The 26,638-nt window shown below is 62.6% G+C and carries 22 protein-coding genes, 1 tRNA gene and 1 riboswitch; of the genes, 13 read left to right on the top strand and 10 right to left on the bottom strand.

What is annotated here, in order from left to right; translation table 11 throughout:
- Nucleotides 1-15: 15 nt before the first annotated feature.
- Nucleotides 16-2,775: a methionine synthase gene (gene metH / locus JAO85_RS10230; RefSeq protein WP_202788011.1), complete on the bottom strand. Its 2,760-nt coding sequence runs from the start codon at nucleotides 2,773-2,775 to the stop codon at nucleotides 16-18.
- A gap of 36 nt (nucleotides 2,776-2,811) precedes the next feature.
- Nucleotides 2,812-2,921: riboswitch (S-adenosyl-L-homocysteine riboswitch) on the bottom strand.
- 417 nt (nucleotides 2,922-3,338) lie between these two features.
- Between metH and gltS the strand changes: the two genes are divergently transcribed.
- Nucleotides 3,339-4,577: a sodium/glutamate symporter gene (gltS, locus tag JAO85_RS10225; protein WP_003069585.1), complete on the top strand. Its 1,239-nt coding sequence runs from the start codon at nucleotides 3,339-3,341 to the stop codon at nucleotides 4,575-4,577.
- A gap of 111 nt (nucleotides 4,578-4,688) precedes the next feature.
- Here gltS and JAO85_RS10220 read toward each other — a convergent pair whose 3' ends face one another.
- Nucleotides 4,689-5,192, bottom strand: coding sequence for a PACE efflux transporter (locus tag JAO85_RS10220; protein WP_003069587.1), 504 nt, complete (start codon nucleotides 5,190-5,192; stop codon nucleotides 4,689-4,691).
- Nucleotides 5,193-5,285: 93 nt separating this feature from the next.
- Between JAO85_RS10220 and JAO85_RS10215 the strand changes: the two genes are divergently transcribed.
- On the top strand, nucleotides 5,286-6,197 hold the full coding sequence (locus JAO85_RS10215) for a LysR family transcriptional regulator (RefSeq protein WP_202788010.1): 912 nt from the start codon (nucleotides 5,286-5,288) through the stop codon (nucleotides 6,195-6,197).
- Nucleotides 6,198-6,323: 126 nt separating this feature from the next.
- Nucleotides 6,324-7,433, top strand: coding sequence for a PPK2 family polyphosphate kinase (locus JAO85_RS10210; protein WP_172415262.1), 1,110 nt, complete (start codon nucleotides 6,324-6,326; stop codon nucleotides 7,431-7,433).
- 154 nt (nucleotides 7,434-7,587) lie between these two features.
- Here JAO85_RS10210 and JAO85_RS10205 read toward each other — a convergent pair whose 3' ends face one another.
- Nucleotides 7,588-8,511: a fumarylacetoacetate hydrolase family protein gene (locus JAO85_RS10205; RefSeq protein ID WP_202788009.1), complete on the bottom strand. Its 924-nt coding sequence runs from the start codon at nucleotides 8,509-8,511 to the stop codon at nucleotides 7,588-7,590.
- Between the two features lie 209 nt (nucleotides 8,512-8,720).
- Here JAO85_RS10205 and JAO85_RS10200 point away from each other — a divergent pair, with 209 nt between their 5' ends.
- A complete protein-coding gene (locus JAO85_RS10200) occupies nucleotides 8,721-10,028 on the top strand; it encodes a Glu/Leu/Phe/Val dehydrogenase (protein ID WP_012836621.1) in 1,308 nt (435 codons plus the stop codon).
- A 203-nt stretch (nucleotides 10,029-10,231) separates the two neighbouring features.
- Here JAO85_RS10200 and JAO85_RS10195 read toward each other — a convergent pair.
- Nucleotides 10,232-10,308 (bottom strand) — tRNA-Met (locus JAO85_RS10195).
- 181 nt (nucleotides 10,309-10,489) lie between these two features.
- Between JAO85_RS10195 and radA the strand changes: the two genes are divergently transcribed.
- The 5 genes from radA (at nucleotide 10,490) to JAO85_RS10170 (ending at nucleotide 15,045) form a co-directional block, all read left to right on the top strand.
- On the top strand, nucleotides 10,490-11,875 hold the full coding sequence (gene radA / locus JAO85_RS10190) for a DNA repair protein RadA (protein ID WP_012836620.1): 1,386 nt from the start codon (nucleotides 10,490-10,492) through the stop codon (nucleotides 11,873-11,875).
- A 180-nt stretch (nucleotides 11,876-12,055) separates the two neighbouring features.
- Nucleotides 12,056-12,511 (top strand): glycerate kinase, encoded by a 456-nt coding sequence (locus JAO85_RS10185; RefSeq protein ID WP_202788008.1) that lies wholly within the window; start codon nucleotides 12,056-12,058, stop codon nucleotides 12,509-12,511.
- Nucleotides 12,512-12,592: 81 nt separating this feature from the next.
- Nucleotides 12,593-13,531 (top strand): branched-chain amino acid transaminase, encoded by a 939-nt coding sequence (locus JAO85_RS10180; RefSeq protein WP_012836618.1) that lies wholly within the window; start codon nucleotides 12,593-12,595, stop codon nucleotides 13,529-13,531.
- Nucleotides 13,532-13,675: 144 nt separating this feature from the next.
- On the top strand, nucleotides 13,676-13,885 hold the full coding sequence (locus JAO85_RS10175) for a zinc-finger domain-containing protein (RefSeq protein ID WP_003059801.1): 210 nt from the start codon (nucleotides 13,676-13,678) through the stop codon (nucleotides 13,883-13,885).
- An 80-nt stretch (nucleotides 13,886-13,965) separates the two neighbouring features.
- The gene (locus JAO85_RS10170; RefSeq protein ID WP_039049358.1) at nucleotides 13,966-15,045 is read left to right on the top strand and encodes a glycosyltransferase; all 1,080 of its coding nucleotides are present in this window, start codon (nucleotides 13,966-13,968) and stop codon (nucleotides 15,043-15,045) included.
- Here JAO85_RS10170 and JAO85_RS10165 read toward each other — a convergent pair.
- Nucleotides 15,035-15,799 carry a glycosyltransferase family 25 protein gene (locus JAO85_RS10165; RefSeq protein WP_039049357.1) on the bottom strand — a complete coding sequence of 255 codons (765 nt, stop codon included), beginning with the start codon at nucleotides 15,797-15,799 and terminating at the stop codon, nucleotides 15,035-15,037. The two genes, JAO85_RS10170 and JAO85_RS10165, sit on opposite strands and share 11 nt — an antisense overlap.
- Before the next feature lie 223 nt (nucleotides 15,800-16,022).
- Between JAO85_RS10165 and JAO85_RS10160 the strand changes: the two genes are divergently transcribed.
- On the top strand, nucleotides 16,023-17,174 hold the full coding sequence (locus JAO85_RS10160; RefSeq protein WP_237734790.1) for an O-antigen ligase: 1,152 nt from the start codon (nucleotides 16,023-16,025) through the stop codon (nucleotides 17,172-17,174).
- Here JAO85_RS10160 and JAO85_RS10155 read toward each other — a convergent pair.
- Nucleotides 17,165-18,064 (bottom strand): lysylphosphatidylglycerol synthase transmembrane domain-containing protein, encoded by a 900-nt coding sequence (locus JAO85_RS10155; RefSeq protein WP_171832560.1) that lies wholly within the window; start codon nucleotides 18,062-18,064, stop codon nucleotides 17,165-17,167. The genes JAO85_RS10160 and JAO85_RS10155 overlap by 10 nt on opposite strands.
- Before the next feature lie 32 nt (nucleotides 18,065-18,096).
- Nucleotides 18,097-19,113, bottom strand: coding sequence for a glycosyltransferase family 2 protein (locus tag JAO85_RS10150; RefSeq protein WP_202788007.1), 1,017 nt, complete (start codon nucleotides 19,111-19,113; stop codon nucleotides 18,097-18,099).
- A gap of 265 nt (nucleotides 19,114-19,378) precedes the next feature.
- Between JAO85_RS10150 and JAO85_RS10145 the strand changes: the two genes are divergently transcribed.
- From JAO85_RS10145 to JAO85_RS10135, 3 genes are read left to right on the top strand one after another with little or no spacing between them, the layout of a single operon-like run.
- On the top strand, nucleotides 19,379-20,758 hold the full coding sequence (locus tag JAO85_RS10145) for a glycosyltransferase family 39 protein (protein WP_052263520.1): 1,380 nt from the start codon (nucleotides 19,379-19,381) through the stop codon (nucleotides 20,756-20,758).
- Nucleotides 20,755-21,765, top strand: coding sequence for an NAD-dependent epimerase (locus JAO85_RS10140; protein WP_003069624.1), 1,011 nt, complete (start codon nucleotides 20,755-20,757; stop codon nucleotides 21,763-21,765). Before JAO85_RS10145 ends, JAO85_RS10140 begins: the two co-directional genes overlap by 4 nt.
- Nucleotides 21,762-23,099, top strand: a complete 1,338-nt coding sequence (locus JAO85_RS10135; RefSeq protein WP_034406737.1) for a UDP-glucose/GDP-mannose dehydrogenase family protein — start codon at nucleotides 21,762-21,764, stop codon at nucleotides 23,097-23,099. Before JAO85_RS10140 ends, JAO85_RS10135 begins: the two co-directional genes overlap by 4 nt.
- 52 nt (nucleotides 23,100-23,151) lie before the next feature.
- Here the strand turns inward: JAO85_RS10135 and JAO85_RS10130 are convergent, their stop codons facing one another.
- From JAO85_RS10130 to JAO85_RS10120, 3 genes are all read right to left on the bottom strand, one after another.
- Nucleotides 23,152-24,372 carry an ATP-binding protein gene (locus JAO85_RS10130; protein ID WP_012836609.1) on the bottom strand — a complete coding sequence of 407 codons (1,221 nt, stop codon included), beginning with the start codon at nucleotides 24,370-24,372 and terminating at the stop codon, nucleotides 23,152-23,154.
- Nucleotides 24,372-25,121: a response regulator gene (locus tag JAO85_RS10125; protein WP_034363143.1), complete on the bottom strand. Its 750-nt coding sequence runs from the start codon at nucleotides 25,119-25,121 to the stop codon at nucleotides 24,372-24,374. Before JAO85_RS10125 ends, JAO85_RS10130 begins: the two co-directional genes overlap by 1 nt.
- A 124-nt stretch (nucleotides 25,122-25,245) precedes the next feature.
- Nucleotides 25,246-26,604, bottom strand: coding sequence for an MFS transporter (locus JAO85_RS10120; RefSeq protein ID WP_229227817.1), 1,359 nt, complete (start codon nucleotides 26,602-26,604; stop codon nucleotides 25,246-25,248).
- Nucleotides 26,605-26,638: the final 34 nt, after the last annotated feature.

The raw sequence follows: 26,638 nt of genomic DNA, 5'->3' as shown, positions 1-26,638 counted from the left end.
GATCTCGAAGCTGGTTCAGCCCAGATTCGGCGCCAGATAGCGGCGCAGTTCCTCGACATCCATGCCACGTCGCTGGGCCATGTCGGCGAGCTGGTCTTCGCCGATCTGGCCCACGTTGAAGTAGCTGGCCTCGGGGTTGCCGATGTAGAAGCCGCTCACGCTGGATGCGGGGTTCATGGCCAGGCTCTCGGTCAGCGTCATGCCGATCTCATCGGCCTGCAGCGCCTTGAACAGGTCGATCTTGGCCGTGTGATCGGGGCAGGCAGGGTAGCCGGGCGCGGGGCGAATGCCCTTGTAGGCTTCCTTGATGAGCTCCTCGTTGCTCAGGTCCTCGTCTTCGGCATAGCCCCACAGATCCTTGCGCACGCGCTGGTGCAGGCATTCGGCAAAGGCTTCGGCCAGGCGGTCGGCCAGGGCCTTGAACATGATGCCGCTGTAGTCGTCCAGCGCGGCTTCGAATTCCTTGTCCTTCTTCTCGGCGCCGATGCCGGCGGTCACGGCAAACAGGCCGGCATAGTCGGCAATGCCCGACTCCTTGGCGGCCACAAAATCGGCCAGGCAGCGGCTGGGGCGCATCACGGGCCGGCCATCCGGGCCGTCCACGGCCTGCTTTTCGGTCTGCTGGCGCATGCCGTACCAGGTGGTCAGCACCTGGCTGCGCGATTCGTCGGTGTAGAACACGATGTCGTCGCCCACGCGATTGGCGGGGAACAGGCCCATCACGCCATTGGCCTGCAGCCAGCGGCCGTCGATGATCTTCTGCAGCATGAGCTTGGCATCGGCCAGCACCTTGCGCGCCTCCACGCCCACGACCTCATCGTCGAGGATGGCCGGGTAGGGACCCGCCAGATCCCAGGTCTGGAAGAACGGGCCCCAGTCGATGTACAGGGCAATTTCGGCCAGGTCGAAGTTCTTGAACACGCGGCGGCCCAGGGTGCGCGGCACCACAGGCGCATGGCCCACCACGGCGGCATTGGCTCTGGCCTGCTCCAGCGTCCACAGCGGCGTCTTCTTCTTGTTGGCATGCTGGGTGCGCACCTTGTCGTAGTCGGCGCTCAGCTCGTCCAGATAGGCCTGCTTGCCGTCGCCAAGCAGGCTCTGCGCCACGCTGACCGAGCGCGAGGCATCGGGCACATAGACCACGGGGCCGTCGTACTTGGGGGCAATCTTCACGGCCGTATGCACACGCGAGCAGGTCGCGCCGCCGATCAGCAGCGGAATCTTCTTGATGCGGAAGTAGTCGTCCTTGTCCATCTCGCCGGCCACATACTGCATCTCTTCGAGACTGGGAGTGATCAGTCCCGACAGGCCGATGATGTCCGCGCCCTCGGCCTTGGCACGCGCCAGGATCTCGTGGCAGGGCACCATCACGCCCATGTTGATGACCTCGAAGTTGTTGCACTGCAGGACCACGGTGACGATGTTCTTGCCGATATCGTGCACATCGCCCTTGACGGTGGCGATGACGATCTTGCCCTTGCTGGTCACGTCCATGCCCGCCGCTTCCTGCTGGCGCTTCTCTTCCTCGATATAGGGCACCAGGTGGGCCACGGCCTGCTTCATCACGCGCGCGGACTTGACCACCTGGGGCAGGAACATCTTGCCTGCGCCGAACAGGTCGCCGACGATATTCATGCCATCCATCAGCGGGCCTTCGATCACGTGCAGCGGGCGACCGCCGCCCTGCACCACGATCTGCTGGTAGGCCTCTTCGGTGTCTTCGGTGATGAAGTCGGTGATGCCGTGCACCAAGGCGTGCGACAGACGCTCACCCACGGTCTTCGGTGCCTCCGGCGTGCCGCGCCACTCGAGCTTCTTGCTGTCGTCCTTGGCCGCGCCCTTGGCGCTGTCGGCGATCTCGAGCAGGCGCTCGGCCGCATCGGGGCGGCGGTTGAGCACCACGTCCTCCACGCGTTCGCGCAACTGGGGCTCCAGGTCATCGTACACACCGACCATGCCGGCATTGACGATGCCCATGTCCATGCCCGCCGCAATCGCGTGATAGAGGAACACCGTGTGGATGGCCTCGCGCACGGGGTCGTTGCCACGGAACGAGAACGAGACATTGGAGACGCCGCCAGAGACCTTGGCACCGGGCAGGTTCTGCTTGATCCAGCGTACGGCCTCGATGAAATCGACGCCGTAGTTGTTGTGCTCTTCGATGCCGGTGGCCACGGCAAAGATGTTGGGGTCGAAGATGATGTCCTCGGGCGGGAAGCCCACTTCGTCGACCAGAATGCGGTAGGCGCGTTCGCAGATCTCGATCTTGCGCGCAAAGGTGTCGGCCTGGCCTTTTTCGTCAAACGCCATCACCACGGCGGCAGCGCCATAGCGCTTGACCAGCTTGGCGTGCTTCTTGAACTCCTCGACGCCCTCCTTCATGGAGATCGAGTTGACGATGCCCTTGCCCTGCAGGCAGCGCAGGCCGGCCTCGATCACGTCCCACTTGGAGCTGTCCACCATCACCGGCACCTTGGCGATATCGGGCTCGGAGGCAATCAGGTTCAGAAAACGCACCATGGCGGCCTTGCTGTCCAGCATGGCCTCGTCCATGTTCACATCGATGACCTGGGCGCCGTTTTCCACCTGCTGGCGCGCCACGGCCAGAGCCTCTTCGTACTGCTCGTTGAGGATCAGGCGCGCAAAGGCCTTGGAGCCGGTGACGTTGGTGCGCTCGCCCACGTTGACGAACAGCGTCTCATCGCCGATGAAGACGGGCTCCAGGCCGGACAGGCGCATGGGAGGAATGGCAGTGGAAGGGGTAGCAGCGGACATCAGCTCACCTGTGTGAAAACCAGAAACAGAATCGAAAACAGGTGAGCGCCGTTGTGAGTGCCAGCAGATCGTCAACCAGATCTGCGACCCCGAGCCTGACGGGTCAAACATCTCTGGGATGACCGGCTGCAGCGCTCCTCGGGGTGAAGCCCATCATTCTACGGCGAGGGCGGGCAATCGGGGCTTCAAGGCGCTTTGCCCCGCGGCTGTGCAGGAGAGCTCTATGCGAATGGCTATAGCAGATTCGACTTTCCACACCCCAAAAACAGGAGCAGGGCAAAAGGTAATTTCGCAAAACACGAATGCAACCATCTCATTTCAAGCATATTCCCGACATGGTGCGCATCCGCAAGGAATGGCGCACACCGCTTTCCTGCTCTCAGGCAGCCCGGCACCGACGGGTCCGCCTGCCATGAGTGGACAAGCACCTACAGCCCCTATCTTTGAGTCTTTGGCACCATCGACAGCAAATGTCTGGTCCATGTGCTCAGCCGTGCACAGCCGATTGCCAGCCATGACCGGGCAGGCCATTCAGCCCTCGCATGGAACACCCAGGAGATCCTATGAACGTGACCTTCGGCGCGTACTACACCCTCATCATGGCCGTGCTTGTGCTCATGCTTGGCAAGCTCATGACAAGACATATCCGCTTTCTGCGCGACTTCAATATTCCCGAGCCTGTCTCCGGCGGCCTGGTCGTGGCGGCCATCATCTTCATGCTGCATCAGACCACGGGACTGGCGCTGAGCTTCGAGGGCAGTCTGCAGTCGGCGTTCATGCTGGTGTTCTTCTCGTCCATCGGCCTGAGTGCGAACTTCGCGAAGCTGCGTGAGGGCGGCTCTGCGCTGTTCCTCTTCCTGGGCGTGATTGCCGTCTTCATCATCATGCAGAACATCGTGGGCGTGAGTCTGGCGTCCGTGCTGGGACTGGACCCGCTGATCGGCCTGGTCGCGGGCTCCATCACGCTGGTGGGCGGTCACGGTACGGCCGGAGCCTGGGGCTCGGTGCTGGAAAACCAATACGGTCTCACGGGAGCCACCACCCTGGGCATTGCCTGCGCCACTTTCGGCCTGATCATCGGCGGCCTGGTGGGTGGCCCGCTGGCCAAGCGACTGATCACGCGCCATCAGTTGGCCCAGCCGCTGACCGAGTCCGAGCAGCTGCGCGCCGATGCGCCCACGGTCAGCGAAGGCAGCGAGGTCGCCAACTTCGAGTCGCCCAACAAGGCACCGCGCCTGATCACGGCCGATGCTGCAGTGGAAACACTGGCCCTCTTCGCTGGCTGCCTGGCCTTTGCCGAATTCATGACTGGCCTGACCATGGGAACGGTCATCCAGCTGCCTACCTTTGTCTGGGCGCTGGGGGGAGGCGTGATCATCCGCAACGTGCTGGACTATATGTTTGGCTTCAAGGTCTTTGACCGCGCCATCGACGTCTTCGGCAATGCCTCGCTGTCCATGTATCTGGCCATCGCGCTGCTGTCGCTCAAGCTGTGGGAGCTGACCGACCTGGCCGGCCCGCTGATGGTCATTCTGGCCGCGCAAGCCATCGTCATGACGCTGTATGCGGCCTTCGTGACCTTCCGCATCATGGGCAAGAACTATGACGCCGCCGTGCTGGCCGCCGGCCACTGCGGCTTCGGCATGGGGGCCACGCCCACGGCCGTGGCCAATATGCAGGCCATCACCAACCAGTACGGTCCTTCGCACAAGGCCTTTCTGATCGTGCCCCTGGTCGGAGCCTTCTTCATCGACATCATCAACGCCTTTGTGCTGCAGGCCATGCTCAGCATTCTTCGCTGACCGCTACATCAGCCCCCTCCAAAAAAAGCGTGTTCCTGTTTGACAGGAACACGCTTTTTTCATAGCTATTCACGCTTCATGGAAAAGCGCCAGAGACATATCTGACTCAGGTCATGCAGCCACGGCCTGGGCCGAAGCCGGCAAGCCGAAGATGCGGTCAAAGGCCCAGTTGAAGGCAAAGGTGTAGACCATGAAGAACACCAGCAGACCGGCTTCCATCACTGCAGCTTCCCACAGCGAGATGCCGAACCACCAGGCCATCAGCGGGATCAACATGGCGGCGATGCCGCCTTCGAAACCGATGGCATGCACCACGCGGCGCATCAGGGAGCGGCCCTTGACACTCTGGCGCGATTCCCATTTCTCGAACAGGTGGTTGAAGCTCAGATTCCAGCAGATCGCGATCACCGAGGCAGCCACGGCCATGACGCCGGAATCGCTGGCCTTCTGGCCGATGGCCATGAAGATCAGGCTGGAGACGATGATGGCAATGATTTCGTACAGACCCACATAGAGGATGCGACGTTTGGGACCTTGAAGGCCCTTGGCCTTGGCGGGGGTGGCAAAAGCGGCGGTATTTTTGAGAGAAACGGCAGAGGAAGAAGCGGATGCCATCGCTGAGGCTTGTTGAGACATGGGCTGCAGTGTATGTTCTATAAATTGAAGATAAAAGTCAGTTCCTTTCAATTTTTCTGACAGATCGACACCATGCCCTTTAGCGCCGACCAGGTTCCGCTGTTTCTTGCCGTGCTCGATGCCGGCTCTTTCTCAGCGGCTGCACGCAAGCTGGGGCGTGTGCCCTCGGCCGTCAGCATGGCCATTGCCCAGTTGGAGGCAGAGCTGGACCTGCAGCTGTTTGACCGCAGCGGACGCGAGCCCGTGCCCAGCGCCGCCGCCCGCGCGCTCGAGCCGCAGGCGCGCCTGCTGGCCGAGCAGTTGCAGTTGCTGAACTGGCAGGCTCAGGCGCTGCATGCCGGGCTGGAGGAAAGGCTGACGCTGGCCATCGCCCCCGAACTGCTGGCCACGCACTGGAGCGAACCGCTGAACCGGCTGGTGCGCGAGTTTCCCGCGCTGCCGATTGAGGTGCTGGCAGCGCCCCAGGCAGATGCGCTGGAGCTTTTGCATGCCGGCCGCGCCCATCTGGCCCTGGTGTTCGAGCGGCCCGCCATTGACGGGCGCGAGGGTTTCCAGGAAATGGGCCGCGAGACGCTGGTGGCCGTGATGTCGCCGCAGTTCGAGCTCTGGCAGCAGGCGCTGGCCGAGCATGAGCAGGGCCGCACCACACGGCCACAGCTCACGGTGGAACAACTGGCTGCCACGCGTCAGGTACTGGTGGCCAGCCGCGACCCGCAGCAGACAGACCCGCGCTTTGTGTTTGCGCGCCAGCTCTGGCGCACGGACAGCCACCAGGCAGCGCTTTCGCTGATAGGCGCAGGTCTGGCCTGGGGCTGGCTGCCCAAGGGCCTGGTGGAGTCGCATATCGGCAGCGGTGCGCTGATGGAAATTCCCGTGCTCAACATCAGCAACGGCACGACCTTGTTCGTGGACTGGGTCTGGTCCAAGGAGCGGGCCCAGGGTCTGGCGGCTAGGCGCTTTGTGCAACTGCTGCGCGAGCGCTGAGCCTCCATGGGCTGGCCTCCAACATCTGGTCTTGAAGACAAAAAAGCTTAAGGAGCAGAATGTACAAGCGCCAGCCGCTAGTCATTCCATAGCGAATAAATTTGCACTGCACAGGAGTTTCAATACATGCCCCGTCAGCCCGCCAAAGCCGCCCCCGCTACCTCGTCTGCCGCGCAGGCCGAACCCGATCGCCAGCCAGCGCGCAAGCGCCTGCCGTTTCCGACCAGCGAATCGGTACAGGCCACCAAGGCAGCCAAGCCATCGCCCTCCCGGCCTGTGTCGCGCAAAAAGCCCGCCGCCAAAACCGTGAGCCGGACCGCTGCGCCCACGGCAAAAGCGCCCGCCTTGTCCTTGGTCTATCCTTTCGAGACCAAGGACAAGGCGCTGCGCAAGCTATGGCAGCCCTGGCAACCGGGTCAGCCACGAGACAGTCGTTTGACCACCGGACACCCTCGGCCCGCAGTGGAGTTGCAGAAGTTCGACCCGTCCGCCAAGCCCTTCTCCTCCGACAAGGGCAAGCAATATGACAAGGACAGCGTGAACCAGCTGGCCGAGGCTCTGGACGGGCTGCAGAATATTTTCTATGCCGACCGGCGTTTCAAGCTGCTGGTCATCCTGCAGGGCATGGATGCCGCGGGCAAGGACGGCACGCTGCGCGCAGTCTTCGGTCGCATGTCGCCGCTGGGCGTGCGCACCGTGGGCTGGAAGGCGCCCACCGAAACCGAGAAGGCGCATGACTATCTGTGGCGCATTCACCAGCAGTTGCCAGGTGCGGGCGAGATCGTGCTCTTCAACCGCAGCCAGTACGAGGATGTGCTGGTGCCCGTGGTCAACGGCTGGCTCACGCCCGAGCAGCAGAACCAGCGCTATGCGCAGATCAACGACTTCGAGCGCATGCTCAGCGAGACCGGCACGGTGATCGTCAAGTTCATGCTGCACATCAGCAAGGACGAACAGCGCGAGCGGCTGCAGCAGCGGCTGGACGACCCCTGCAAGCACTGGAAGTTTGACGAGAACGACCTCAAGGTACGCGCCCAGTGGGACGACTACCAGCAGGCCTACGGCCAGCTGCTGGGCGCCACGCACACGCCCTGGGCACCCTGGACCATCGTGCCCGCCGACTCCAAGACCCACCGCAATCTGATGGTGGCCACGGTGTTGCGCGAGGTGCTGGGCAATCTGGAGCTCAAATATCCGCCCGGGGCACCGGCGCTGGATCACATCAAGGTCCGGTGACGCACACAGCTCCCGCCGCCATCAGAGCTCGCATATAGCTCTCAAAAAGAGAGCTGTTAGCGTTTGTTCTCAATGATTTTCAGATCAAAAAGCATCTGAAATCATTCATCAAAAGGCGCTAGCAGCTCCTGTTTTTGAAAACTACCGGGACAGATCAGAACTGCCAGCCCAGTGCGCCCAGGCCGTCGAACTCCATCTCGAAGCGATCGCCGGCTTGAAGCGGCATGCAGCCGCACCAGGTTCCCGTCGTCACCACGGTGCCGGCAGGCACGCTGCCGTATTCGCGCGCCACATGCTGCAGCCAGTCCACCAGCAGCCAGGCCGGATCGCCCAGGCTGTGCGTTCCGGTAAAGCGCTGTGGCGGGCCGTCATTTACGGTCACCGTGCACCGCTGTCGGGCCCAGTCGCGGCCGGCAATGACGGAAGCACTCTGCCACTCGCCCAGCGCCAGTCCGCCATGGCATTGGCCGTCGGCCAGCAAGGCCAGGGCCGGGGCCTTGAGGCCGTCGCGCCAGCGCACATCCACCCATTCCACGGCCACGCAGGCGGCGTCAACCAGCGCCAGCGCGCTGTCGTAATCGAGGGCTGCGGCCTGATCGGCGCTCACATCCCGGCCTATGCGCAGGGCGATCTCGGCCTCGGCACAGCGCAGATTGAAGACGGTGTCGGGCGCGGGCACCGGATTCACGCCCTGGCGAATGCCGTCCTCGGGCAGCGGCACATGCAGCAGCGCGGCGTTGCGGCCCGGGCCGCCGGACTTCCAGTAGCGCGGGGCGCGATCGGCGGGCCACCAGTTCCAGGTGCGCGCCAGCGCGCTTTGCACGGCATGGGCATCGGCGGCATCGCGCATCAGCGCCGCCACGTCGGCGCCCTGGGCCTGAGCCGTGCCTAGTTTGCGCGACCACCACAGCGCATCGGCCGTGGCATAGCTGTCCTCGGGCAAATCGGGACACAACGTCTTCCAGTCGGGCAGCACCTCGTCCTGCGTCTGCAGCTCGGGAGCCAGACCTATGGGCGGGGTATTGGCAAACGGTGCCGGGCCGCACCAGCCGCTTTTGCAATCATTGTTTTCAGACATGACGGCAATGATTGCAAATTTCCGGTCTCCATGTCAGCAGCTCAGTGCTTGGCCCACATCCAGAGCGGCTTTCAGATGGTTATGCACAAAATGCATAGCATCGCAAGCAAGAAGCCTTGGACAGGAAAATTCGGCGCGCGCACACTGTGAATCCCGGACAGCAAGGGCTTACAACGACCTTGCTCCACTCAGTCAACCAGGCCTACATCATGCAAGCCAAAGACTCTTCAGCGCTGTCCACAGCGCATGCTCTGCCTTCCTACCTCAACCCCGATCATCTCGGTCCCTGGGGCATTTATCTGCAACAGGTCGACCGTGTCACCCCCTACCTGGGCTCGCTGGCCCGCTGGGTGGAAACACTCAAGCGCCCCAAGCGCATCCTGGTCGTCGATGTCCCCATCGAGATGGACGACGGCCGTATCGCACACTTCGAGGGCTACCGCGTGCAGCACAACCTGAGCCGCGGTCCCGGCAAAGGCGGTGTGCGCTTCCACCAGGATGTGACGCTGTCTGAAGTGATGGCGCTGTCGGCGTGGATGAGCATCAAGAATGCAGCCGTGAACGTGCCCTACGGTGGCGCCAAGGGCGGCATCCGTGTCGACCCGCGAAAGCTGTCCAAGGCCGAGCTGGAGCGCCTGACACGCCGCTATACCAGCGAAATCGGTCTGCTGATCGGCCCCACCAAGGACATTCCGGCACCTGACGTGAACACCAACGGCCAGGTCATGGCCTGGATGATGGACACCTACTCCATGAACACGGGCGCCACGGCCACCGGTGTGGTCACGGGCAAGCCCGTGGACCTGGGCGGTTCGCTGGGTCGCGTCGAGGCCACGGGCCGCGGCGTGTTCACCGTGGGCGTGGAAGCCGCCAAGCTCACCGGCCTGAATGTGCATGGCGCACGCGTGGCCGTGCAGGGCTTCGGCAATGTGGGCGGCACTGCGGGCAAGCTGTTTGCCGATGCCGGAGCCAAGGTCGTGGCCGTGCAGGACCATACGGGCACCATTCAGAACGCCAATGGCCTGGATGTGACGGCATTGCTGGAGCATGTGGGCAACACCGGCGGTGTGGGTGGCTTTGCCGGTGGCGAAGCCATGGATGCAGCCGCCTTCTGGGGCGTGGATTGCGACATCCTGATCCCCGCGGCACTGGAAGGCCAGATCACCGAGGAAAACGCCGGCCAGATCAAGGCCAAGCTCGTGATCGAAGGTGCCAACGGCCCCACCACTCCCGAGGCCGATGACATCCTCAGCGAAAAAGGCGTGCTGGTTCTGCCCGACGTGATTGCGAATGCCGGCGGCGTGACCGTGAGCTACTTCGAGTGGGTGCAGGATTTCTCCAGCTTCTTCTGGACCGAAGACGAGATCAACGCCCGTCTGGTGCGCATCATGCAGGAAGCCTTTGCCGGCGTCTGGGCCGTGGCCCAGGAGCACAAGGTGACACTGCGCACCGCCACCTTCATCGTGGCCTGCAAGCGCATTCTCCATGCCCGCGAGGCGCGCGGCCTGTATCCATAAGCCCCCCTGAGGCGCCACGCGCGCCTTCTCCCTAGCCGGAAACCCCTCTCTCAACGCGCTTCGCGCCAAGAGAGGGGGACGCTGGCTTAGCCGGGGCGGCCCGGCCGCGAGGCGGCTCTTGCTCGGCATCTCTTTGTCTGGATGTGCCTTTTTCAGCGCGAGCACAACGAAAAAAGCCTTCTGTTTCCAGAAGGCTTTTTGTTTGGTTGCGCGAGAAGGATTTGAACCTCCGACCTTTGGGTTATGAGCCCAACGAGCTACCAGACTGCTCCATCGCGCGGTAATTTGTTTCTCAACAGCAGTCGCTGTGTCGATAGGCGCAATTGTAGCCTAAATCGGCCTGTCATGCGGAGCAGTTATATAAACACGCGCTTTTTATGGTTACTGGCTCTGAGATTTGTCGCCAGCTCCGCATGGGCAGCAGCAATTGCCGCCCATGCCAGTCGGTATAGTTGCCGCCCATGGCCAAAGAGAAAACCACTTTCACCTGCAACGCCTGTGGCGGCACCAGCCCGCGCTGGCTGGGCAAATGCCCGGGCTGCGGCGCCTGGAACACCCTGGTCGAGACCGTGGCCGACTCCGCCTCGGGCGGCAAGAACCGCCTGAGCCAGCCCCAGGGCTATGCAGGTCTGGCCAATGCCCAGCCCGTCACCCCGTTGTCGGCCATCGAGGCCCAGGATGTGGCGCGCACGCCCAGCGGCATCGAGGAGCTGGACCGCGTGCTGGGCGGCGGCGTGGTCGAGGGCGGCGTGGTGCTGATTGGCGGAGACCCCGGAATTGGTAAGTCCACACTTCTTTTACAGGCCATGGATGCATTGCATCGTATCGGTCTGCCCACGCTCTATGTGACGGGCGAGGAAAGCGGCGCCCAGGTGGCGCTGCGCTCGCGCCGGCTGGGGCTGGACAACAGCCAGGTCAATGTGCTGGCCGAGATCCAGCTCGAGAAAATCCTTGCCACCGTGGAGGCCACCCAGCCCGCCGTGGTGGTGATCGACTCGATTCAGACCGTGTATTCGGACCAGCTCTCCTCGGCACCGGGATCCGTGGCCCAGGTACGCGAATGCGCGGCCCATCTGACGCGCGCGGCCAAGACCACGGGCATCACCATCATTCTGGTGGGCCATGTGACCAAGGACGGTGCGCTGGCCGGCCCACGCGTGCTCGAGCACATGGTGGACACGGTGCTCTACTTCGAAGGCGACACGCACAGCAACTTCCGTCTGGTGCGCGCCATCAAGAACCGCTTTGGCGCCGTCAACGAGATCGGCGTCTTCGCGATGACGGAAAAAGGTCTCAAGGGCGTGACCAACCCCAGCGCCATCTTCCTGAGCCAGCACAGCGAACCCGTGCCCGGCAGCTGCGTGCTGGTGACGCTGGAGGGCACACGCCCCATGCTGGTGGAAATCCAGGCCCTGGTGGACCAGGGCGGCCCGGCTGCGCGCCGCCTCTCGGTCGGCCTGGACCGCGACCGGCTGGCCATGCTGCTGGCCGTGCTCAACCGCCATGCGGGCGTGGCCTGCGCCGACCAGGATGTCTTCGTCAATGCCGTGGGTGGCGTGCGCATCAATGAGCCTGCAGCTGACCTGGCGGTGATGTTGGCAATCACTTCCAGTCTACGTGGAAAGTCGTTGCCCAAGGGCTTTATCGCGTTTGGCGAAGTCGGTCTGGCCGGCGAGGTGCGCCCCGCCCCTCGCGGTCAGGAGCGTCTCAAGGAAGCAGCAAAGTTGGGATTCACTATCGCCGTGGTTCCCAAGGCCAATGCCCCAAAGAAGCCCATCGCCGGCCTGACCATCCATGCCGTGGAGCGCGTTGATGAAGCCATCAACATCGTGCGCGGCATTGGCTGATGTACTTTGATAGCTGCTTGCGCTTTTGAATCATCGGTATCAGGCAATAAGTGATCTGAAATCGTTGCTCCAAATACGCATGCAGCTCCTGTTTTTGAAAACCCCTTGGTCACAGCGGCCTGTGCGGGCATACGCACTGTCCGCACACTCAAACCCATACCCTCGTAAGACAATAAGCCCATGAATTTGCGCAATATTTTGGTTCCCCTGGGCTTGATCGTGCTGGTGATCGCGGCCTACAACTCTGCGGGCTGGCCCGGCGTGGCGGCCGTGGCAGGCGGCATCATCATGTGGGTGCTGCTGCACTTCACGCGCCTGATGTCCATCATGAAGAAGGCATCGGACCGGCCTATCGGCTATGTGGGCAGCGCCGTGATGCTCAATGCCAAGCTCAAGCCCAAGGCCCCTCTGGTCCATGTGGTGGCCATGACCCGTTCTCTGGGCCAGCGTCTGTCCGAAGAGGGCCAGAGCCCCGAGATCTACCGCTGGACCGACGGCACACAGTCCCATGTGACCTGCGAGTTTGTCGCCGGCCGTCTCATGAAGTGGGAGCTGCAGCGTCCCGAGCAAAAGGAAGACTCGGCGGCAGTTGATGCGCAAGCAACAGACCGGACATCGGAGTCGACCTCCCCCTAAAATGGCAGCTTCAGGAGACAAGCGCTGCCGCCGACCCGGCAGCAGCGCCCGCCGAACACACAACCCATAGAGGATGGTTTTATGAGCCCTGTTGTTCCCTCGATGTCCGACCGCGACGGCAAGATCTGGATGGATGGCCAGTTGGTGGAGTGGCGCGATGCCAAGATCCACGTGCTGACCCATACGCTGCACTATGGCTGCGGCGCCTTTGAAGGCGTGCGCGCCTATGAAACCGCACAGGGCACGGCCATCTTCCGCCTCGAAGAGCACACCAAGCGCCTGTTCAACAGCGCCAAGATCCTGCGCATGCAGATCCCATTCAGCCAGGAGCAGATCAACCAGGCCCAGGTCGAGGTGGTCAAGGCCAACGGCCTCAAATCCTGCTATCTGCGCCCGCTGACCTGGATCGGCGACCGCAAGCTGGGTGTCTCGCCCAAGGGCAATACCATCCACCTGATGGTGGCGGCCTGGGCCTGGGGCGCCTATCTGGGCGAGGAAGGCATGCAGCGCGGCATCCGCACCAAGATCTCCAGCTACACCCGCCACCATGTGAACATCACCATGAGCCAGGCGAAGGCGGTGAGCAACTACACCAACTCCATCCTGGCCAATACCGAGGCTCTGGACGACGGCTACGACGAGGCCATCCTGCTGGATGCATCGGGCTTTGTCTCCGAAGGATCGGGCGAGAACATCTTTGTGATCAAGGATGGCGTGATCTACACCCCCGACCTGTCCGCCGGCGCACTCAACGGCATCACGCGCAACACCGTGCTGCACATCTGCAAGGACCTGGGCCTGGAAGTGGTGCAAAAGCGCATCACTCGCGATGAGCTTTACATTTCGGACGAGCTGTTCTTCACCGGCACCGCCGCAGAAGTCACGCCCATCCGCGAAGTGGACCGCGTGCAGATCGGCGAAGGCCGCCGCGGCCCGATCACCGAGAAAATCCAGGCGGCCTACTTTGACATCGTCAACGGCCGCAATCCCAAGTACGCACACTGGCTGACCTTGGTATAAATCATCCCCCTGGGCGGCTTTGCCGCTTCCCCCTCGGGGGACAGCACCGTCGCTGCGGGACGGCCCTTGCTTGGTGCTTCTGACCTCAATTGCGCCAGTATTTCCGGCCATGCTTCATTATTGAAAACACGAAAGACACGAGAAATGACCACGAATGCCGTCGTCGAACTGGCCGCCAAAGACCTCAACGCACAAGGTGGCGTGTTCTGCCCCAGCCCCAAGGCCGACATGAAGCTGTGGAACAGCCACCCCAAGGTCTATCTGGACGTGGCCAAGACTGGCGACGCCAAATGCCCTTATTGCGGCACGACCTACCGCCTCAAGGCCGGTGAGGTGTTTGCCGGCGGACATTGATTCCTTCGATCCCCAAGGCATCTGGTCGCTCCAGCGGACGACCAGATGCTTTTTTCATTTGCGAGCCACGATAGCGAGCCATGCGCATTCTTCACTTTGTTACCGGAGGCTTCTCCGGTGCCACCCAGGTCGCCGTGGACCTGAGCCTGGCCGCGCTGCGCACGCCCGGCCATGAGGTTCTGCTGGTGCTGCGCCGCAAGCCCAGCACGGACGAGCGCAAGATCGAGGCCCTGCGCCAGCAAGGCCTGCAGGTCATCGTGGTCTCCAACTGGCTGCATGCACTGACTGTCTGGGAGCTGCGCAAGATCATTCGCGGCTTCAGGCCCGATGCGGTGTTCGCCCATGGTTTCAGCGACCATATCTGGGGCAGGCGCGCTGCTGCAGCCGAGGGTGTGGCGCATATCTTTCATGTGGAGCACAACTCGCGCGAGCGCTACACGCCGCGTCGTCTGCGCCAGGCCCTGGCGCTGGAGCCCTTCACCCAGGCCCATATCGGCGTCTCCGAAGGCGTCAGGACCAGCCTGGTGGAGCGCGGTTTCCCGGCCGAAAAATGCATTGCCATCTGCAACGGCATCGACCTGACGCGCTTTCCCCAGGAGGCCATGCCCCCGCTATGGCTGGAGCGCGAACCCGCGATTTACATGGCCTCGCGCTTTGCCCGCCAGAAGGATCACGACACGCTGATCAGGGCCATGGCCACTCTCAGGCAACGCGGCCTGAGGCCCACACTCTATCTGGCCGGCGCGGGCAAGAGCTCGCTCAGGACCAAGGCCGAGCGACTGGTGGCCGAGCTGGGACTGGAGCAGCAGGTGCGCTTCCTCGGCAATGTCTCGGATCTGCCCCAGCGGCTGTCGAGAACGCAGATCTTTGTTCTGGCCACGCATTGGGAAGGCATGCCCCTGGCCCTGGTGGAGGGCATGGCCGCAGGCTGTGCCTGCGTGGTCTCCGATGTCATAGGCGCCCGAGAAGTCGTGAGCCCCGAGGTGAACGGCCTGCGTGTGCCGCAATCCGATCCCGGCGCCATGGCCGATGCATTGCAAAGACTGCTGCAGGATACGGCCCTGGCCCAGCGTCTGGGCTCGGCCGCGCGGGCGCATGCACTCGCCCACTACGGGCGCGAGCAGATGTGGAGCCAGTATCAGGGCCTGCTCAAGGCCTGAGAACCGCCGCGACCTGGGGTTTTGAGGCTCGCAGATTGCCCCAGTTCAATGCCAGCTTCATCTTGAACTTGCGCAATTTCTCCAGGCGACTCGCAGGCGCCGCCTGCTGAGCCCAGATGCTGCTGACCTCGCTGGTGTCGTCCAGGGCGATGACCGAGGGATAGACCCCGTAAACGCGCAAATCGTTTTCAAACCAGAAGCGGATATCCACATCCACCGGCCTGTCGAACGGCATGCGCGTTTCCAGCATCTTGCGCGCGCCGCTGCGGCTGATGACATAGCCGGCGGCAAAGCTGGGCACCCGCTGATAGGAGATCAGCTGCAGGGCACCCGCGACCAGCGGGCCTTGGTTGGCGATCTTTTCCGGCTCGCGCCCGTAGAGCTTGATCATGTCCCAGCTGCCATCTGCGGGGAGTGTCTCTATCGCAGCCAGCGCCTGCGGCAGCTGCGGCAGCAGCCGCACATCATCTTCGAAGACCACCATGGCCGGCGCATCGCTGCCCAGCAGCTGCTGCCATGACCTCAGATGACTGGCGTAGCAGCCCTTCTCGCCGTTGCTCAGGGGCTTGAAATAGCGACCATGGCTTTGCGGCGCGCAAAAGAAGGCCTTTTGCTCGGCCTCGGACAGATCCGCCCACCACACGGCAGGCAAGCGCGACGCCGTCAGCCCCATTTGCGCGAACTGGGCCGTCATGCGCTCGCGACGCTCCGCGTCCTTGGACAAATTGATAAAGACAATGGGTAATGACGACATACACTTCTGCACCGAATACAAGACCTGCAGTGTAGGTTGAAGCCAACCGCCACGCAGGAGAACCTGATTGACAACTATGAATGTGCCTACACAAGCCACACCTCGAACCGGCAAGCGGACCGCTGCTCTTGCTCATGCCCTCGATGCCGCCTGCTTTGCATTCTTTGCGCTGAGTCTTTGCGTCCCCTCTGGCTACTCTTACGGATCCACGGCCCTGGCACTTTTGACTCTCGCCGCTTGTATCGCGGCCCGCCCCCAAGGCCTTGCCAGGCGCGAGACTTTCGTGCTGGTGGGCCTGCTGCTGGTGCTGGGCCTGCTCTGGAGCCTGTCCTTCGACCACTGGTTCTCGGCGGCAGGCTGGGGTTATGGTGCGAAATACGCGCTGGCCGCTCTCTGCCTCTGGTATCTGAGCAAAACCGGTCTCCGGCTCACGGCCATTGTCTGGGGCCTGGCTCTGGGTAGTGTGGGTGCTCTGGCGATTGCCGCCTATCAGGCCGGCGTGCTCAAGATGCCGCGTGTTTCGGGCTTTACCAATGCCATCCAGTATGGTGGCATCGCCATGTATATGGGTTTTGCCACCTTGTCCCTGGCTTTGCTGGGCCGCTGGAGCAAGTCTCAAACAGCAGCCCTGGGGCTAATGGCTGCATGCGGTATTTATGCGTCCTTTCTTTCCGACTCCCGCGGCTCCTGGGTCGTGATCCCGCTGCTGATTGCGGCCATCTGGCTGATGGCATGGCTCAATGGCTACAAGCGTCTGGCCAGCATGACGGCGGGAGCCATGCTGCTGCTCGGGCTGATCGTGGCAGTGCCGGCCTACCCAAAGCTCGAGCAGCGCAGCGCCGAAGCCGCGCGTGAAGTCTCACAGTATCTGCAGGACCCCCAGAAATATGCGGTGACCTCGGTCGGCCAGCGCCTGGAGCAATGGCGGCTTGCGATTCATCTGATCGAGCAGCGTCCCTTCAGCGGCTGGGGACTGGCCGGCTACCCTGCGGCCAAGAAGCAAATGGTCGATCAAGGCCTGGCCCACCCTTCGGTCATGGAATATGGGCATGCGCACAATGAAATCCTGGACATGTGGGTCAAGCGCGGGCTGCCGGGTCTGATCCTGCTGCTGGCGTTCTATGCCGTGCCTGCAGCCATTTTCTGGCCCACGCAGCGCCGTCTGGCCCACGCCGATACGGCGCAGCGCTCCAAGCTGCTGGCTCTGCGCGCAGCCGCCACGCTGCTGCCGCTGGCCTACTTCGGCTTTGGCTGGACCCAGGTGTTCTTCGCGCACAACAGCGGAAACATGTTCTATATTTTCAGCCTCGCCGTGCTCTGGGGCGGTATTTGCAGAATGGAAACCCAGTCTGCAGTCACCAAAACTCAGTCCTGAGACCTGCCCGGCAAACCCAGGGCCAGAGCTCCCAGAGCCCCCTGGCCCAGGGCAAAGACACCATACAAGAGCCCAACCCCAACCGCTAGTACCGCAGGTACTCCGAAGGGAGCCAGGGCTGCCACTGCAGCGGCTTCACGGGTGCCCCAGCCGCCCACACTCACCGGCAATGCTGCCATCAGGAACACGGGGGCGATGACAAAGGCCCAGACGACCAGCGGCAAATGCAGGCCCAGAGCGATCGCGCCGCAGGCCAGCGCAGCAGCAGACAACAGTTGCACGAGTGCCGAGGATGCCGCCTGCAGCCAGAGCTGCGAAAGAAAGTCAGGGCGGTTGGCCGCCGTACGCACAGGCTCCAGCCATGCACCAGGCAACTTGAACCAGTGGCTGCGCAGACCCTGCAGCAAGGCCCAGGGCAGCAGCAGCCAGATCACGGTGACGGCAAGCAGCAGCGTGATGAAGAGAGCGGTATTCAAGTGCACCCAGGGGGCCAGCGTGGAAGCGCAGGCCACTGCCCCCAGGCCGCCGATCGCGCACAGCATCCACAGACCGCTGACGCGATCCAGAATCACCGACAGATTGCTTGCCGCCTTGGTCTGCCCGGTCTTCTGCAGCGCAATCGCACGATAGACATCACCGCCCACAACAGCGCCAGGCAGCAACACATTCAGGCCAATCGCCTGAAAATACCAGCGCATGCCTGAGGCCAGCGACATCTCGGCCCCGAGCCACCGCGCCATGGCGCGCCAGCGCCATGCCGACACTGCGTTCGAGGCAATGGAAATCCCCAAGCCCCCCAGCAACCACCAGGGGCTGGCCTGTTGCAGCCGGCCCCACAGTTGCACAGGGTTGGCGAGATAGACAACGGCTGCCAGCAAAGCGATGCCCATCAGGGCCCGGACAAACGCCTTTCGCGCCTTGCTCACAGAACCGCGGTCTCGGTTTTCGCGGCCTTGTCTGCAGGCTTGTGTTCGATAGCGCCGTAATCCTTGGCGTAGTACTGCAGGCCGCTGCCCGACTCGTAATAGATGCGCGTCAGCAGCTCGCCGATCAGGCCCGCCGCGATGAACTGCATGCCCATCAACACCAGCATGACCCCTGCCATCAAGAGGGGCCGGCCGCCAATCGATTCACCCATGATCTTCTGTGCCAGCAGCCACAGCAGGATCAGCACGCCAGGCGTTGCCATCCACAGCCCCATGCCGCCGAAGGCATGCAGGGGACGCTGGCGAAAGCGCATGAAAAAGACAATGAAGATCAGATCCAGAATCACCCGGAAGGTGCGATCTATGCCGTATTTGGAAACACCGCGCGTGCGTGCATGGTGACGCACCGGAATCTCCGTGATACGCGCGCCGGCATCCCGCGCCAGTGAAGGAATGAAGCGGTGCATCTCGCCATAGAGGCGAATGCGGTCGATGATCTCGCGGCGATAGGCCTTCAATGCACAGCCATAGTCGTGCAGCTGCACATTGGTGAATTTGGAAATCAGGCGGTTGGCCAGCACCGAGGGCAGGCGGCGCGACAGCGCCTTGTCCTGGCGGTTCTTGCGCCAGCCCGAGATCATGTCCACATCGGGATCGTTTTCCAGACGCTCCAGCAACAGCGGAATATCGCCGGGTTCGTTTTGCAGGTCGGCATCCAGCGTGACCACATACCGACCGCGCACCCGGTCAAAGCCGGCCTGCAGGGCGCTGGACTGGCCGTAGTTGCGCACCAGACAGACGGCACGTACCCAGGGGTGCTGCTCGGCCAGCTCGCGCAGACGCCTGGCACTGCCATCCGTCGAGCCATCGTCCACCGCAATCAGTTCGTAGCTCAGCGGCTGGGTGCGCATGGCCTCGTCAATGCGGGCCACCAGGTCGGGCAGATTATCGAACTCGTTATAAACAGGAACAACGATGGAAACTTCGGGATTGGAATCGTGCACGGACGTCATGCTCAATGATTTTGGATAACAGTCACCTATACTAACTGAATACCCTAGGTGCCATTTGCGCCAGGCCCATTGTTTGGCCTGCAAAGCCAAGCGCAATCGTAAGTGCGCACTATCAAAACATGTGCACCCGCCAAATCCTATGGCATCAAACTCCTCGACTTCTATTCGCCCAGACTGGCAACAGACCCTTTATGCCAAGCCATGGATATGGCTGGCTCTTTTAGTTTTTGCCCATATCGTTTCCCGTATCAGCATTTCAGCAGGCATGAAATGGGATGAGTCCGAACAGATTCTCTGGGCCCAGCAATTGCAGCTGGGTTATGGCCCGCAGCCGCCTCTGTATACCTGGATGCAATGGGCGGTCTGTCAGCTTCTCGGCCCTTCGGTGCTGGCACTGGCCCTGCTCAAACATCTGCTGATTGCCCTGGCCTATTGCCTGGCATGGCTGGCTGGCCGGCAGTTGCTGGGTCAGAAAGGTGCCTGGTGGGTTGCCGCAGGTCTGCTGCTGATGCCGCCCTTCGGCTGGGACTCGCTGCGCGACCAGACGCATACGGTGATGGTGACGGCCATGACCATGGGCTTGTGGTGGGCCGTACTGCGCCAGGTTCAAAAGCCGCAGGCCGTCAATTTTGTTTTGATCGGCCTCTTCTGCGGTCTGGGCATGCTGTCCAAATACAGCTATGCCATGCTCATTGGCGCCTTGTTCCTGGCCTCCATGACGGTGGCACAGGTCCGCTCGGCCATCTTCGCCAGGGGCTGGTGGCTGGCTCCGCTGGTGGGCTTGCTGGTGTTTGCGCCCCATGGCTTCTGGCTGGCTTCGCACTGGGGCATGGCAACCACCGAGACCGTACAGAAGATGTCCATCTCCACCGAGGCCTCGCATCTGAAAGGTCTGGGCAATCTGCTCAAGGCCCTGCTTTCGACCTTGGGCCTGTGGCTGATTGCCGCTCTGATCAGCTACCGCTCCAGACTCTGGAGACCAGGCATCAATGCGTCTTTGCCGGCCCAGGTCTGGGCCAGGCCTTTGCTGCGCAACTACCTGCTCATCATTGCCGTCTGCCTGCTGGCCATGGTGCTGGCTGCCGATGTCACGGACTTCAAGCAGCGCTGGATGCTGCCTCTGACGGCTGTTGCCCCCTTGGCCCTCTATGTCTGGCGCCCGGCACTGCTGGAACAAGGCGTGGGCCGCCTGTTCACCGTCTTCGTCATCGTCTTTGCCCTGATCTTTCTGATCATGGCCACGCTGCGCCCCTGGCAGGGCGGCCGCAAGAACGATCCCGACGAACTCAACCACCCGGTCAAGACGCTGGCCCAGGAACTGCGCCAGGCCGGCTACAGCGGCAAGGGAGTCATCGTCGGCTCGGACCATATGCTGGCGGCCATGCTGCATTCGCAGTTCCCGCAAACATACGCCCTGGGCTGCTCTGATGGCGCACTGCTGAGGCAATGTCTATCTCAGGCCGGCGCCGATACCACAGGCGGCCTGCTGCTGATCACACGCGCCGACAAGCCCGTCGCGGGCTGGTGGGACGGCATCTTCACCACCCAGGCAAAAACCGCGCTGCAGACACTGAGCATGCCTTTCGAGAAAATGCCTGCCAGCGCAACACCTGCGCAATACCAATATCTCTGGATTGCCCCATGAATCCCGTCCTGATCACCGGCTGTGCCGGCTTTATCGGCATGCATTGCGCCAAGCGACTGCTTGAGCAAGGCGTGCCCGTGCTTGGTATCGACAACCTCAACAACTACTACGACGTGGCGCTCAAGCATGCCCGCCTCGCCGAGTTGCGCCCACACGCCCACTTCCGCTTTGTGGAACTCGATCTGGCGGACCGGCAAGGCATGGCCGACCTGTTTGCCGAGGCAGCCCCCAGCAAAGTTCTGCACCTGGCCGCACAAGCCGGTGTGCGCTACTCCATCGATCAGCCCGACGACTACACCGATTCGAATCTGCTGGGCTTTGGCAATATCTTGCAAGGCTGCCGCAAGCACCAGGTCGAGCATCTGGTCTATGCCAGCAGCTCCAGCGTCTATGGCGGCAACACCAGGATGCCGTTTGCCGAAAGCGATGCGGTGGACCACCCCATCAGCTACTACGCAGCCACCAAGAAGGCCAATGAGCTGATGGCCCATAGCTATGCGCACCTCTACGGCATTCCCACCACAGGCCTGCGCTTCTTCACGGTGTACGGCCCCTGGGGCCGCCCCGACATGGCCTTGTTCAAGTTCACCAAGGCCATGCTGGCGGGCGAGAGCATCGATGTCTATGGCGAAGGCAAGCTGGTGCGCGACTTCACCTATATCGACGATATCGTCGAAGGCATCATGCGCGTGCTGGACAAGCCCGCCACGCCCGACGCCGGCTATGACAGCCGGAACCCCAATCCCGGCACCAGCACCGCGCCCTATCGCATCTTCAATATCGGCAACAACTCGCCCACCGTGCTGATGGACTACATCGCAGCACTGGAGGGCGCCCTGAAAATTACCGCCCGCAAGCAAATGCTGCCCATACAGCCCGGCGACATGCACAGCACCTCGGCCGACACGCGTGCCCTGCAAGCCTGGGTCGGCTTCTCGCCGGCCATGCCCGTGGCCACCGGCGTGCAGCATTTTGTGGATTGGTATCGCTCTTTTTATCGCGTATGAAAGTTACTGTCTTTGGTACCGGCTATGTCGGTCTTGTGCAAGGTGCCGTGCTGGCCGATGTCGGCCACCAGGTGCTTTGCGTGGATGTGGATGAGAAGAAAGTCGCGGCACTCAAGGCCGGACAGATTCCCATCCATGAACCAGGCCTCGATGCACTCGTCATCAACAACCAGCAACTGGGCCGTTTGCAGTTCACCACCAATGCCGCCGAAGGCGTGGCGCACAGCGAGCTGATCTTTCTGGCCGTGGGCACGCCGCCCGACGAAGACGGCAGCGCCGACCTGCAATATGTGCTGGCCGTGGCCCGCACCATCGCCCAGCACATGGACGGACCGCGCATCGTCATCAACAAATCGACCGTGCCCGTGGGCACGGCGGACAAGGTCTCGGCCGTGATTGCCGAAGGCCTTGCTCAGCGCAATCTGCAGCACCCTTTCGATGTGGTGTCCAACCCCGAGTTTCTCAAGGAAGGCGCGGCAGTGGGCGATTGCCAGCGCCCGGACCGCATCATCATCGGCACCGGCAACCCGGCTTCCGAAGCCAAGCTGCGCGAGCTCTACGCGCCCTTCAACCGCAATCGCGACAAGATCGTGATGATGGATGTCCGAAGCGCCGAGCTGACCAAATATGCGGCCAATGCCATGCTGGCGACCAAGATCAGCTTCATGAACGAGATTGCCAACCTGGCGGAAAAGCTGGGAGCCAACGTGGAGGCCGTGCGCCGCGGCATTGGCAGCGATCCGCGCATCGGCTATCACTTCATCTACCCGGGCGTGGGCTATGGCGGCAGTTGCTTTCCCAAGGACGTGAAGGCGCTGATCCACACCGCCAGGGAAGTTGATTTCGAGCCTCTGCTGCTCAACGCCGTGGAAGACCGCAACCATGCCCAGCGCAATGTGCTGTTCGAGCGCATCAGCGCCTTCTACAGCGGCCAGCTTGAGGGCAAGACCATCGCCGTCTGGGGCCTGGCTTTCAAGCCCAATACCGACGATATGCGCGAAGCGCCCAGCCGCAATCTTCTGGAGTCTCTCTGGGCCGCCGGTGCCAAGGTGAAGGCCTACGATCCCGTTGCCATGAAGGAAGCCCGTCGCATCTACGGCGAGCGTGCCGACCTGGAGCTGGTGGATAGCCCCCTGGCTGCCGTGCAGGATGCAGACAGTCTGGCCATCGTGACCGAATGGCAGATCTTCCGTGCGCCGGACTTCGACCTGCTGGCCGCAACACTGAACGACAGAATGATTTTTGACGGCCGCAACCTCTACGAGCCTGCCCTGCCTGCCAGCCATGGCCTGGGCTATGTCTCCATAGGCCGTCCCGCCCAGCAGCCGCGCTGAAACAAAAAGCCCCGCAGGCAGAAACCTGCGGGGCTTTTTTCCGGGCAGCGGCTCAGGACAGCGGCAGGCAGATCACAAAGCTCGCACCGCTGCGGCCGTCCTGGCGCGCCTCGCAGTGCACGGTGCCGCCATGGCGCTCGGCGATCGAACGCACCAGCGACAGGCCCAGGCCCACGCCGCCGGAGCGCTCGCTGGCCCCGGGCAGGCGATAGAACTTCTCGAAGATACGCTCGCGCTGCGCCTTGGGAACCCCGGGGCCGTGATCCTCGACACGGATCAACGCCATGCCATCCTGTTTGGACAGGGACAGAGTGATCTCGCCCTCGCTGTAGCGGCGCGCATTCTCCAGCAGATTGCGCACGGCACGACGCAGCAGTTTCGCGATCCCCTGCACCTCCAGCGGACCATCGGTCTGCATCTCCAGATCGGCATCGATGCGCGCGCATTCCTCGGCCGCCAGACCGATCAGATCGACCGACTCCACCGTGCCCACATCGACCTCGCTGGAGTCCAGGCGGCTGGCCAGCAAGATCTCGTCGACCAGTTGGTCAAGCTCGCCAATATTGCGCTGGATCTCGGCCTTGGCGCGTGCGCTGGCCGGGTCGTCCCCCATGAACTCCAGGCCCATGCGAATGCGCGTCAACGGCGAGCGCAGTTCATGCGAGGCGTTGGCCAACAGAGATTTGTGAGAGGTCATCAAGGTCTCTATGCGCGCCGCAGCAGCATTGAACTGGTGCGCCAGATCCGCCACCTCGTCATGCCCATGCTCGGGGACACGCACCGACAGATCACCCTCGCCAAAGCGCTTGACGCCGCGCTGCAGGTTTTCCAGACGCTTGAGCAGACGGCGAATGATGGGGAACACGCCCACAACCACTGCCACGCCGACCAGGCCCAGCATCCACAGAAAGCCGAACGGCGGCCGCAGCCAGAAGGCGACCGCACCATCACGCGGCGGAGGGCGTCCTTCACGCCACTCGCGTGGCGCCATCCAAAGTTCATAGACCTGCCCGTCCCTGGCGGCAATTTCAAAACGCACGCCATCCACGGGCGAGCCGGAGATGCGGTTGCCGCGCCCCTCCACCAGCACCTCGCCCTCGGGGCCTTTGAGCACCATCTCGCGCGAGGGAGGCGTGGTGCTGTTCTGAGCGCGCTGCTCTTCGGCAATATTCCAGGCCCAGGCCACGCACAGCGTGAGCACGGCCACGCCGACTACCACTGCCAGCCAGATGCGCAAATACAGGCGCTGGGAGAAAGCGTGCAGCAGCTTCATCAGTCTTGTTGCTTGGCAAAAACGTAGCCCACACCGCGCACCGTGAGAATGCGCTTGGGAGCCTTGGGGTCGGCTTCAATAGCGGCGCGGATGCGACCCATATGCACGTCGATGGAGCGGTCGAAGGCCTCCAGTTCGCGGCCGCGCACGGCTTCCATGATCTGGTCGCGCGTCAGCACGCGGCCGGCGCGCTCGGCCAGTGCCACGAGCAGGTCGAACTGGTAGGAGGTGAGGTCGGCCTGCTGCTCGCCCACCGACACGGTGCGGGCATCGCGATCGATTTCCAGGCTGCCGAAGCGCATGACGGCATTGGCGGGGGTCGCCTGGCTCTCGCTGCCTTTACGGCGCAGGATGGCGCGAATGCGGGCCAGCAGCTCGCGCGGCTCGAAAGGCTTGGGCAGATAGTCGTCGGCGCCCAGTTCCAGACCGATGATGCGGTCCATGGGATCGCCCTTGGCGGTCAGCATCAGCACGGGGACCTGTGCCGGAGTACCAGGCATGGAACGTATGCGACGGCAGACTTCGAGACCGTCCATGTCGGGCAGCATCAGGTCAAGGATCACCAGGTCGGGCAGCTCGACCGAGCCACCATCGCTGGGCTGCAGCTGTTCGAGGCCGCTTTTGCCGTCAGCCATATGGGTCACTTCCAGGCCGTTATTGCCCAGGTAATCGCTCACCATTTGCGCCAGGCGAACGTCGTCCTCAATCATCAGAAGTTGGTGCGTGCTCATAGGGGGCAGTGTAGTCATGCTCGCGCCTCGGTATTTCTTCAAGACGTCATGCTGCAGCACGCAGGTGACCTGCTCTTGTCTGGTGCGTAAAGTTGGGTAAACGCCGAGTCGCTCAAAAACAATAGCTGTCAGTGCTTACCCATCAAGCGTCAGAGCCAATTTTTACTCTGGATGCCAGGAAAATCAGCAGCAGCACGGGGAAGCCCATCAGCGCCGTGGTGTGGAAAAACGCCTCGTAACCATAAGCATCGACAAACGCCCCCGAGAAGCCCGCCAGCCATTTGGGGGCCAGCAGCATCATCGAACTGAACAGCGCATATTGCGTGGCCGAGTACTGTACATTGGTCAGGCCCGAGAGATAGGCGATGAAGGCCGCCGAGGCGATTCCCCCGGCGAGATTGTCGGCGCTGACCACCCAGACCAGCGCCGAGACATCGTGGCCGCGCGTAGCCAGCCAGGCAAACAGAATATTGGTGCAGGCCGACAGCACGGCGCCCAGCATCAGCACGCGCATCACGCCCCAGCGCACTGCCATGGTGCCGCCCACAAAGCCCCCCAGCAGCGTCATGATGACGCCGAACACCTTGGTCACGGCAGCCACCTCTTCCTTGGTATAGCCCATGTCCACATAGAAGGGATTGGCCATGATGCCCATGACCACGTCGCTCACGCGATACAGGCCGATCAGCGCCAGCAGCAGCAACGCCTGCCAGCGGTAGCGGCCTATGAAGTCGGCAAACGGAGCGATCAGCGCACCCTTGATCCACTCGGCCGCATTACGTGCCGGTGCCATGGGACGAGCTTCAGGCTCGGGCGAGAGCAGCACTGTGATCATGCCCACCAGCATGCTCGCCGCCATGGCCGTGTAGGCCACATGCCAGGCCTGCACCATATAGCCCTGCACATCACCTTGAACCTGGGCCGCTACCCACAGCACGCCGGCGCCAGCCCAGATCATGGCCAGGCGATAGCCGGTCTGGTAGGTGGCGGCCAGTGCCGCCTGATCGTCGACCTTGGCGGACTCGATGCGATAGGCATCCAGCGCGATATCCTGCGTAGCCGAGCCGAAAGCCACCAGCACCGCGCACAGCACCAGCGGCTGCAGGGATTGCTTGGGGTCCATGAAGGACATGCCGAGCAGGCCCACCACGATCAGCAGCTGCGAAAACAACAGCCAACTGCGGCGACGCCCCAGCATCCGCGTCAGTGCCGGCAAGGGCAAACGGTCCACCAGCGGAGACCACACCCATTTGAAGGCATAAGCCAGACCCACCCAGCTCAGGAAGCCGATCGTCGTGCGATCGATATCGGCCTCGCGCAGCCAGAAGCTCAAGGTACCCAGCACCAGCAACAGCGGCAGGCCTGCCGAAAAACCCAAAGCCAGCATGCGCAGGCTGGTGGGCTGGGCATAGACCTTGAAGGCCTGGCTCCAGCTGCGCTTGGGCTTGATGACGACATCTGCGGAGGAGGGGTTGCGACTTGTTTGGGACGACTCGGTCATGGTCTGGTTCTCTGAGGCAGAGGGCATTATCGGT

It is taken from the genome of Comamonas sp. NyZ500 (assembly GCF_016772095.1).
Lineage (GTDB): Bacteria > Pseudomonadota > Gammaproteobacteria > Burkholderiales > Burkholderiaceae_C > Comamonas > Comamonas thiooxydans.
Note: the sequence above shows the minus strand (reverse complement) of the source record. Positions and strands in the feature narration are given on the sequence as shown.

Coding starts and splice junctions, on each gene's coding strand:
- metH (WP_202788011.1), bottom strand. CDS start 2,775: ATGTCCGCTGCTACCCCTTCCACTGCCATTCCTCCCATGCGCCTGTCC.
- gltS (WP_003069585.1), top strand. CDS start 3,339: ATGAACGTGACCTTCGGCGCGTACTACACCCTCATCATGGCCGTGCTT.
- JAO85_RS10220 (WP_003069587.1), bottom strand. CDS start 5,192: ATGGCATCCGCTTCTTCCTCTGCCGTTTCTCTCAAAAATACCGCCGCT.
- JAO85_RS10215 (WP_202788010.1), top strand. CDS start 5,286: ATGCCCTTTAGCGCCGACCAGGTTCCGCTGTTTCTTGCCGTGCTCGAT.
- JAO85_RS10210 (WP_172415262.1), top strand. CDS start 6,324: ATGCCCCGTCAGCCCGCCAAAGCCGCCCCCGCTACCTCGTCTGCCGCG.
- JAO85_RS10205 (WP_202788009.1), bottom strand. CDS start 8,511: ATGTCTGAAAACAATGATTGCAAAAGCGGCTGGTGCGGCCCGGCACCG.
- JAO85_RS10200 (WP_012836621.1), top strand. CDS start 8,721: ATGCAAGCCAAAGACTCTTCAGCGCTGTCCACAGCGCATGCTCTGCCT.
- radA (WP_012836620.1), top strand. CDS start 10,490: ATGGCCAAAGAGAAAACCACTTTCACCTGCAACGCCTGTGGCGGCACC.
- JAO85_RS10185 (WP_202788008.1), top strand. CDS start 12,056: ATGAATTTGCGCAATATTTTGGTTCCCCTGGGCTTGATCGTGCTGGTG.
- JAO85_RS10180 (WP_012836618.1), top strand. CDS start 12,593: ATGAGCCCTGTTGTTCCCTCGATGTCCGACCGCGACGGCAAGATCTGG.
- JAO85_RS10175 (WP_003059801.1), top strand. CDS start 13,676: ATGACCACGAATGCCGTCGTCGAACTGGCCGCCAAAGACCTCAACGCA.
- JAO85_RS10170 (WP_039049358.1), top strand. CDS start 13,966: ATGCGCATTCTTCACTTTGTTACCGGAGGCTTCTCCGGTGCCACCCAG.
- JAO85_RS10165 (WP_039049357.1), bottom strand. CDS start 15,799: ATGTCGTCATTACCCATTGTCTTTATCAATTTGTCCAAGGACGCGGAG.
- JAO85_RS10155 (WP_171832560.1), bottom strand. CDS start 18,064: ATGGGCATCGCTTTGCTGGCAGCCGTTGTCTATCTCGCCAACCCTGTG.
- JAO85_RS10150 (WP_202788007.1), bottom strand. CDS start 19,113: ATGACGTCCGTGCACGATTCCAATCCCGAAGTTTCCATCGTTGTTCCT.
- JAO85_RS10145 (WP_052263520.1), top strand. CDS start 19,379: ATGAAATGGGATGAGTCCGAACAGATTCTCTGGGCCCAGCAATTGCAG.
- JAO85_RS10140 (WP_003069624.1), top strand. CDS start 20,755: ATGAATCCCGTCCTGATCACCGGCTGTGCCGGCTTTATCGGCATGCAT.
- JAO85_RS10135 (WP_034406737.1), top strand. CDS start 21,762: ATGAAAGTTACTGTCTTTGGTACCGGCTATGTCGGTCTTGTGCAAGGT.
- JAO85_RS10130 (WP_012836609.1), bottom strand. CDS start 24,372: ATGAAGCTGCTGCACGCTTTCTCCCAGCGCCTGTATTTGCGCATCTGG.
- JAO85_RS10125 (WP_034363143.1), bottom strand. CDS start 25,121: ATGACTACACTGCCCCCTATGAGCACGCACCAACTTCTGATGATTGAG.
- JAO85_RS10120 (WP_229227817.1), bottom strand. CDS start 26,604: ATGACCGAGTCGTCCCAAACAAGTCGCAACCCCTCCTCCGCAGATGTC.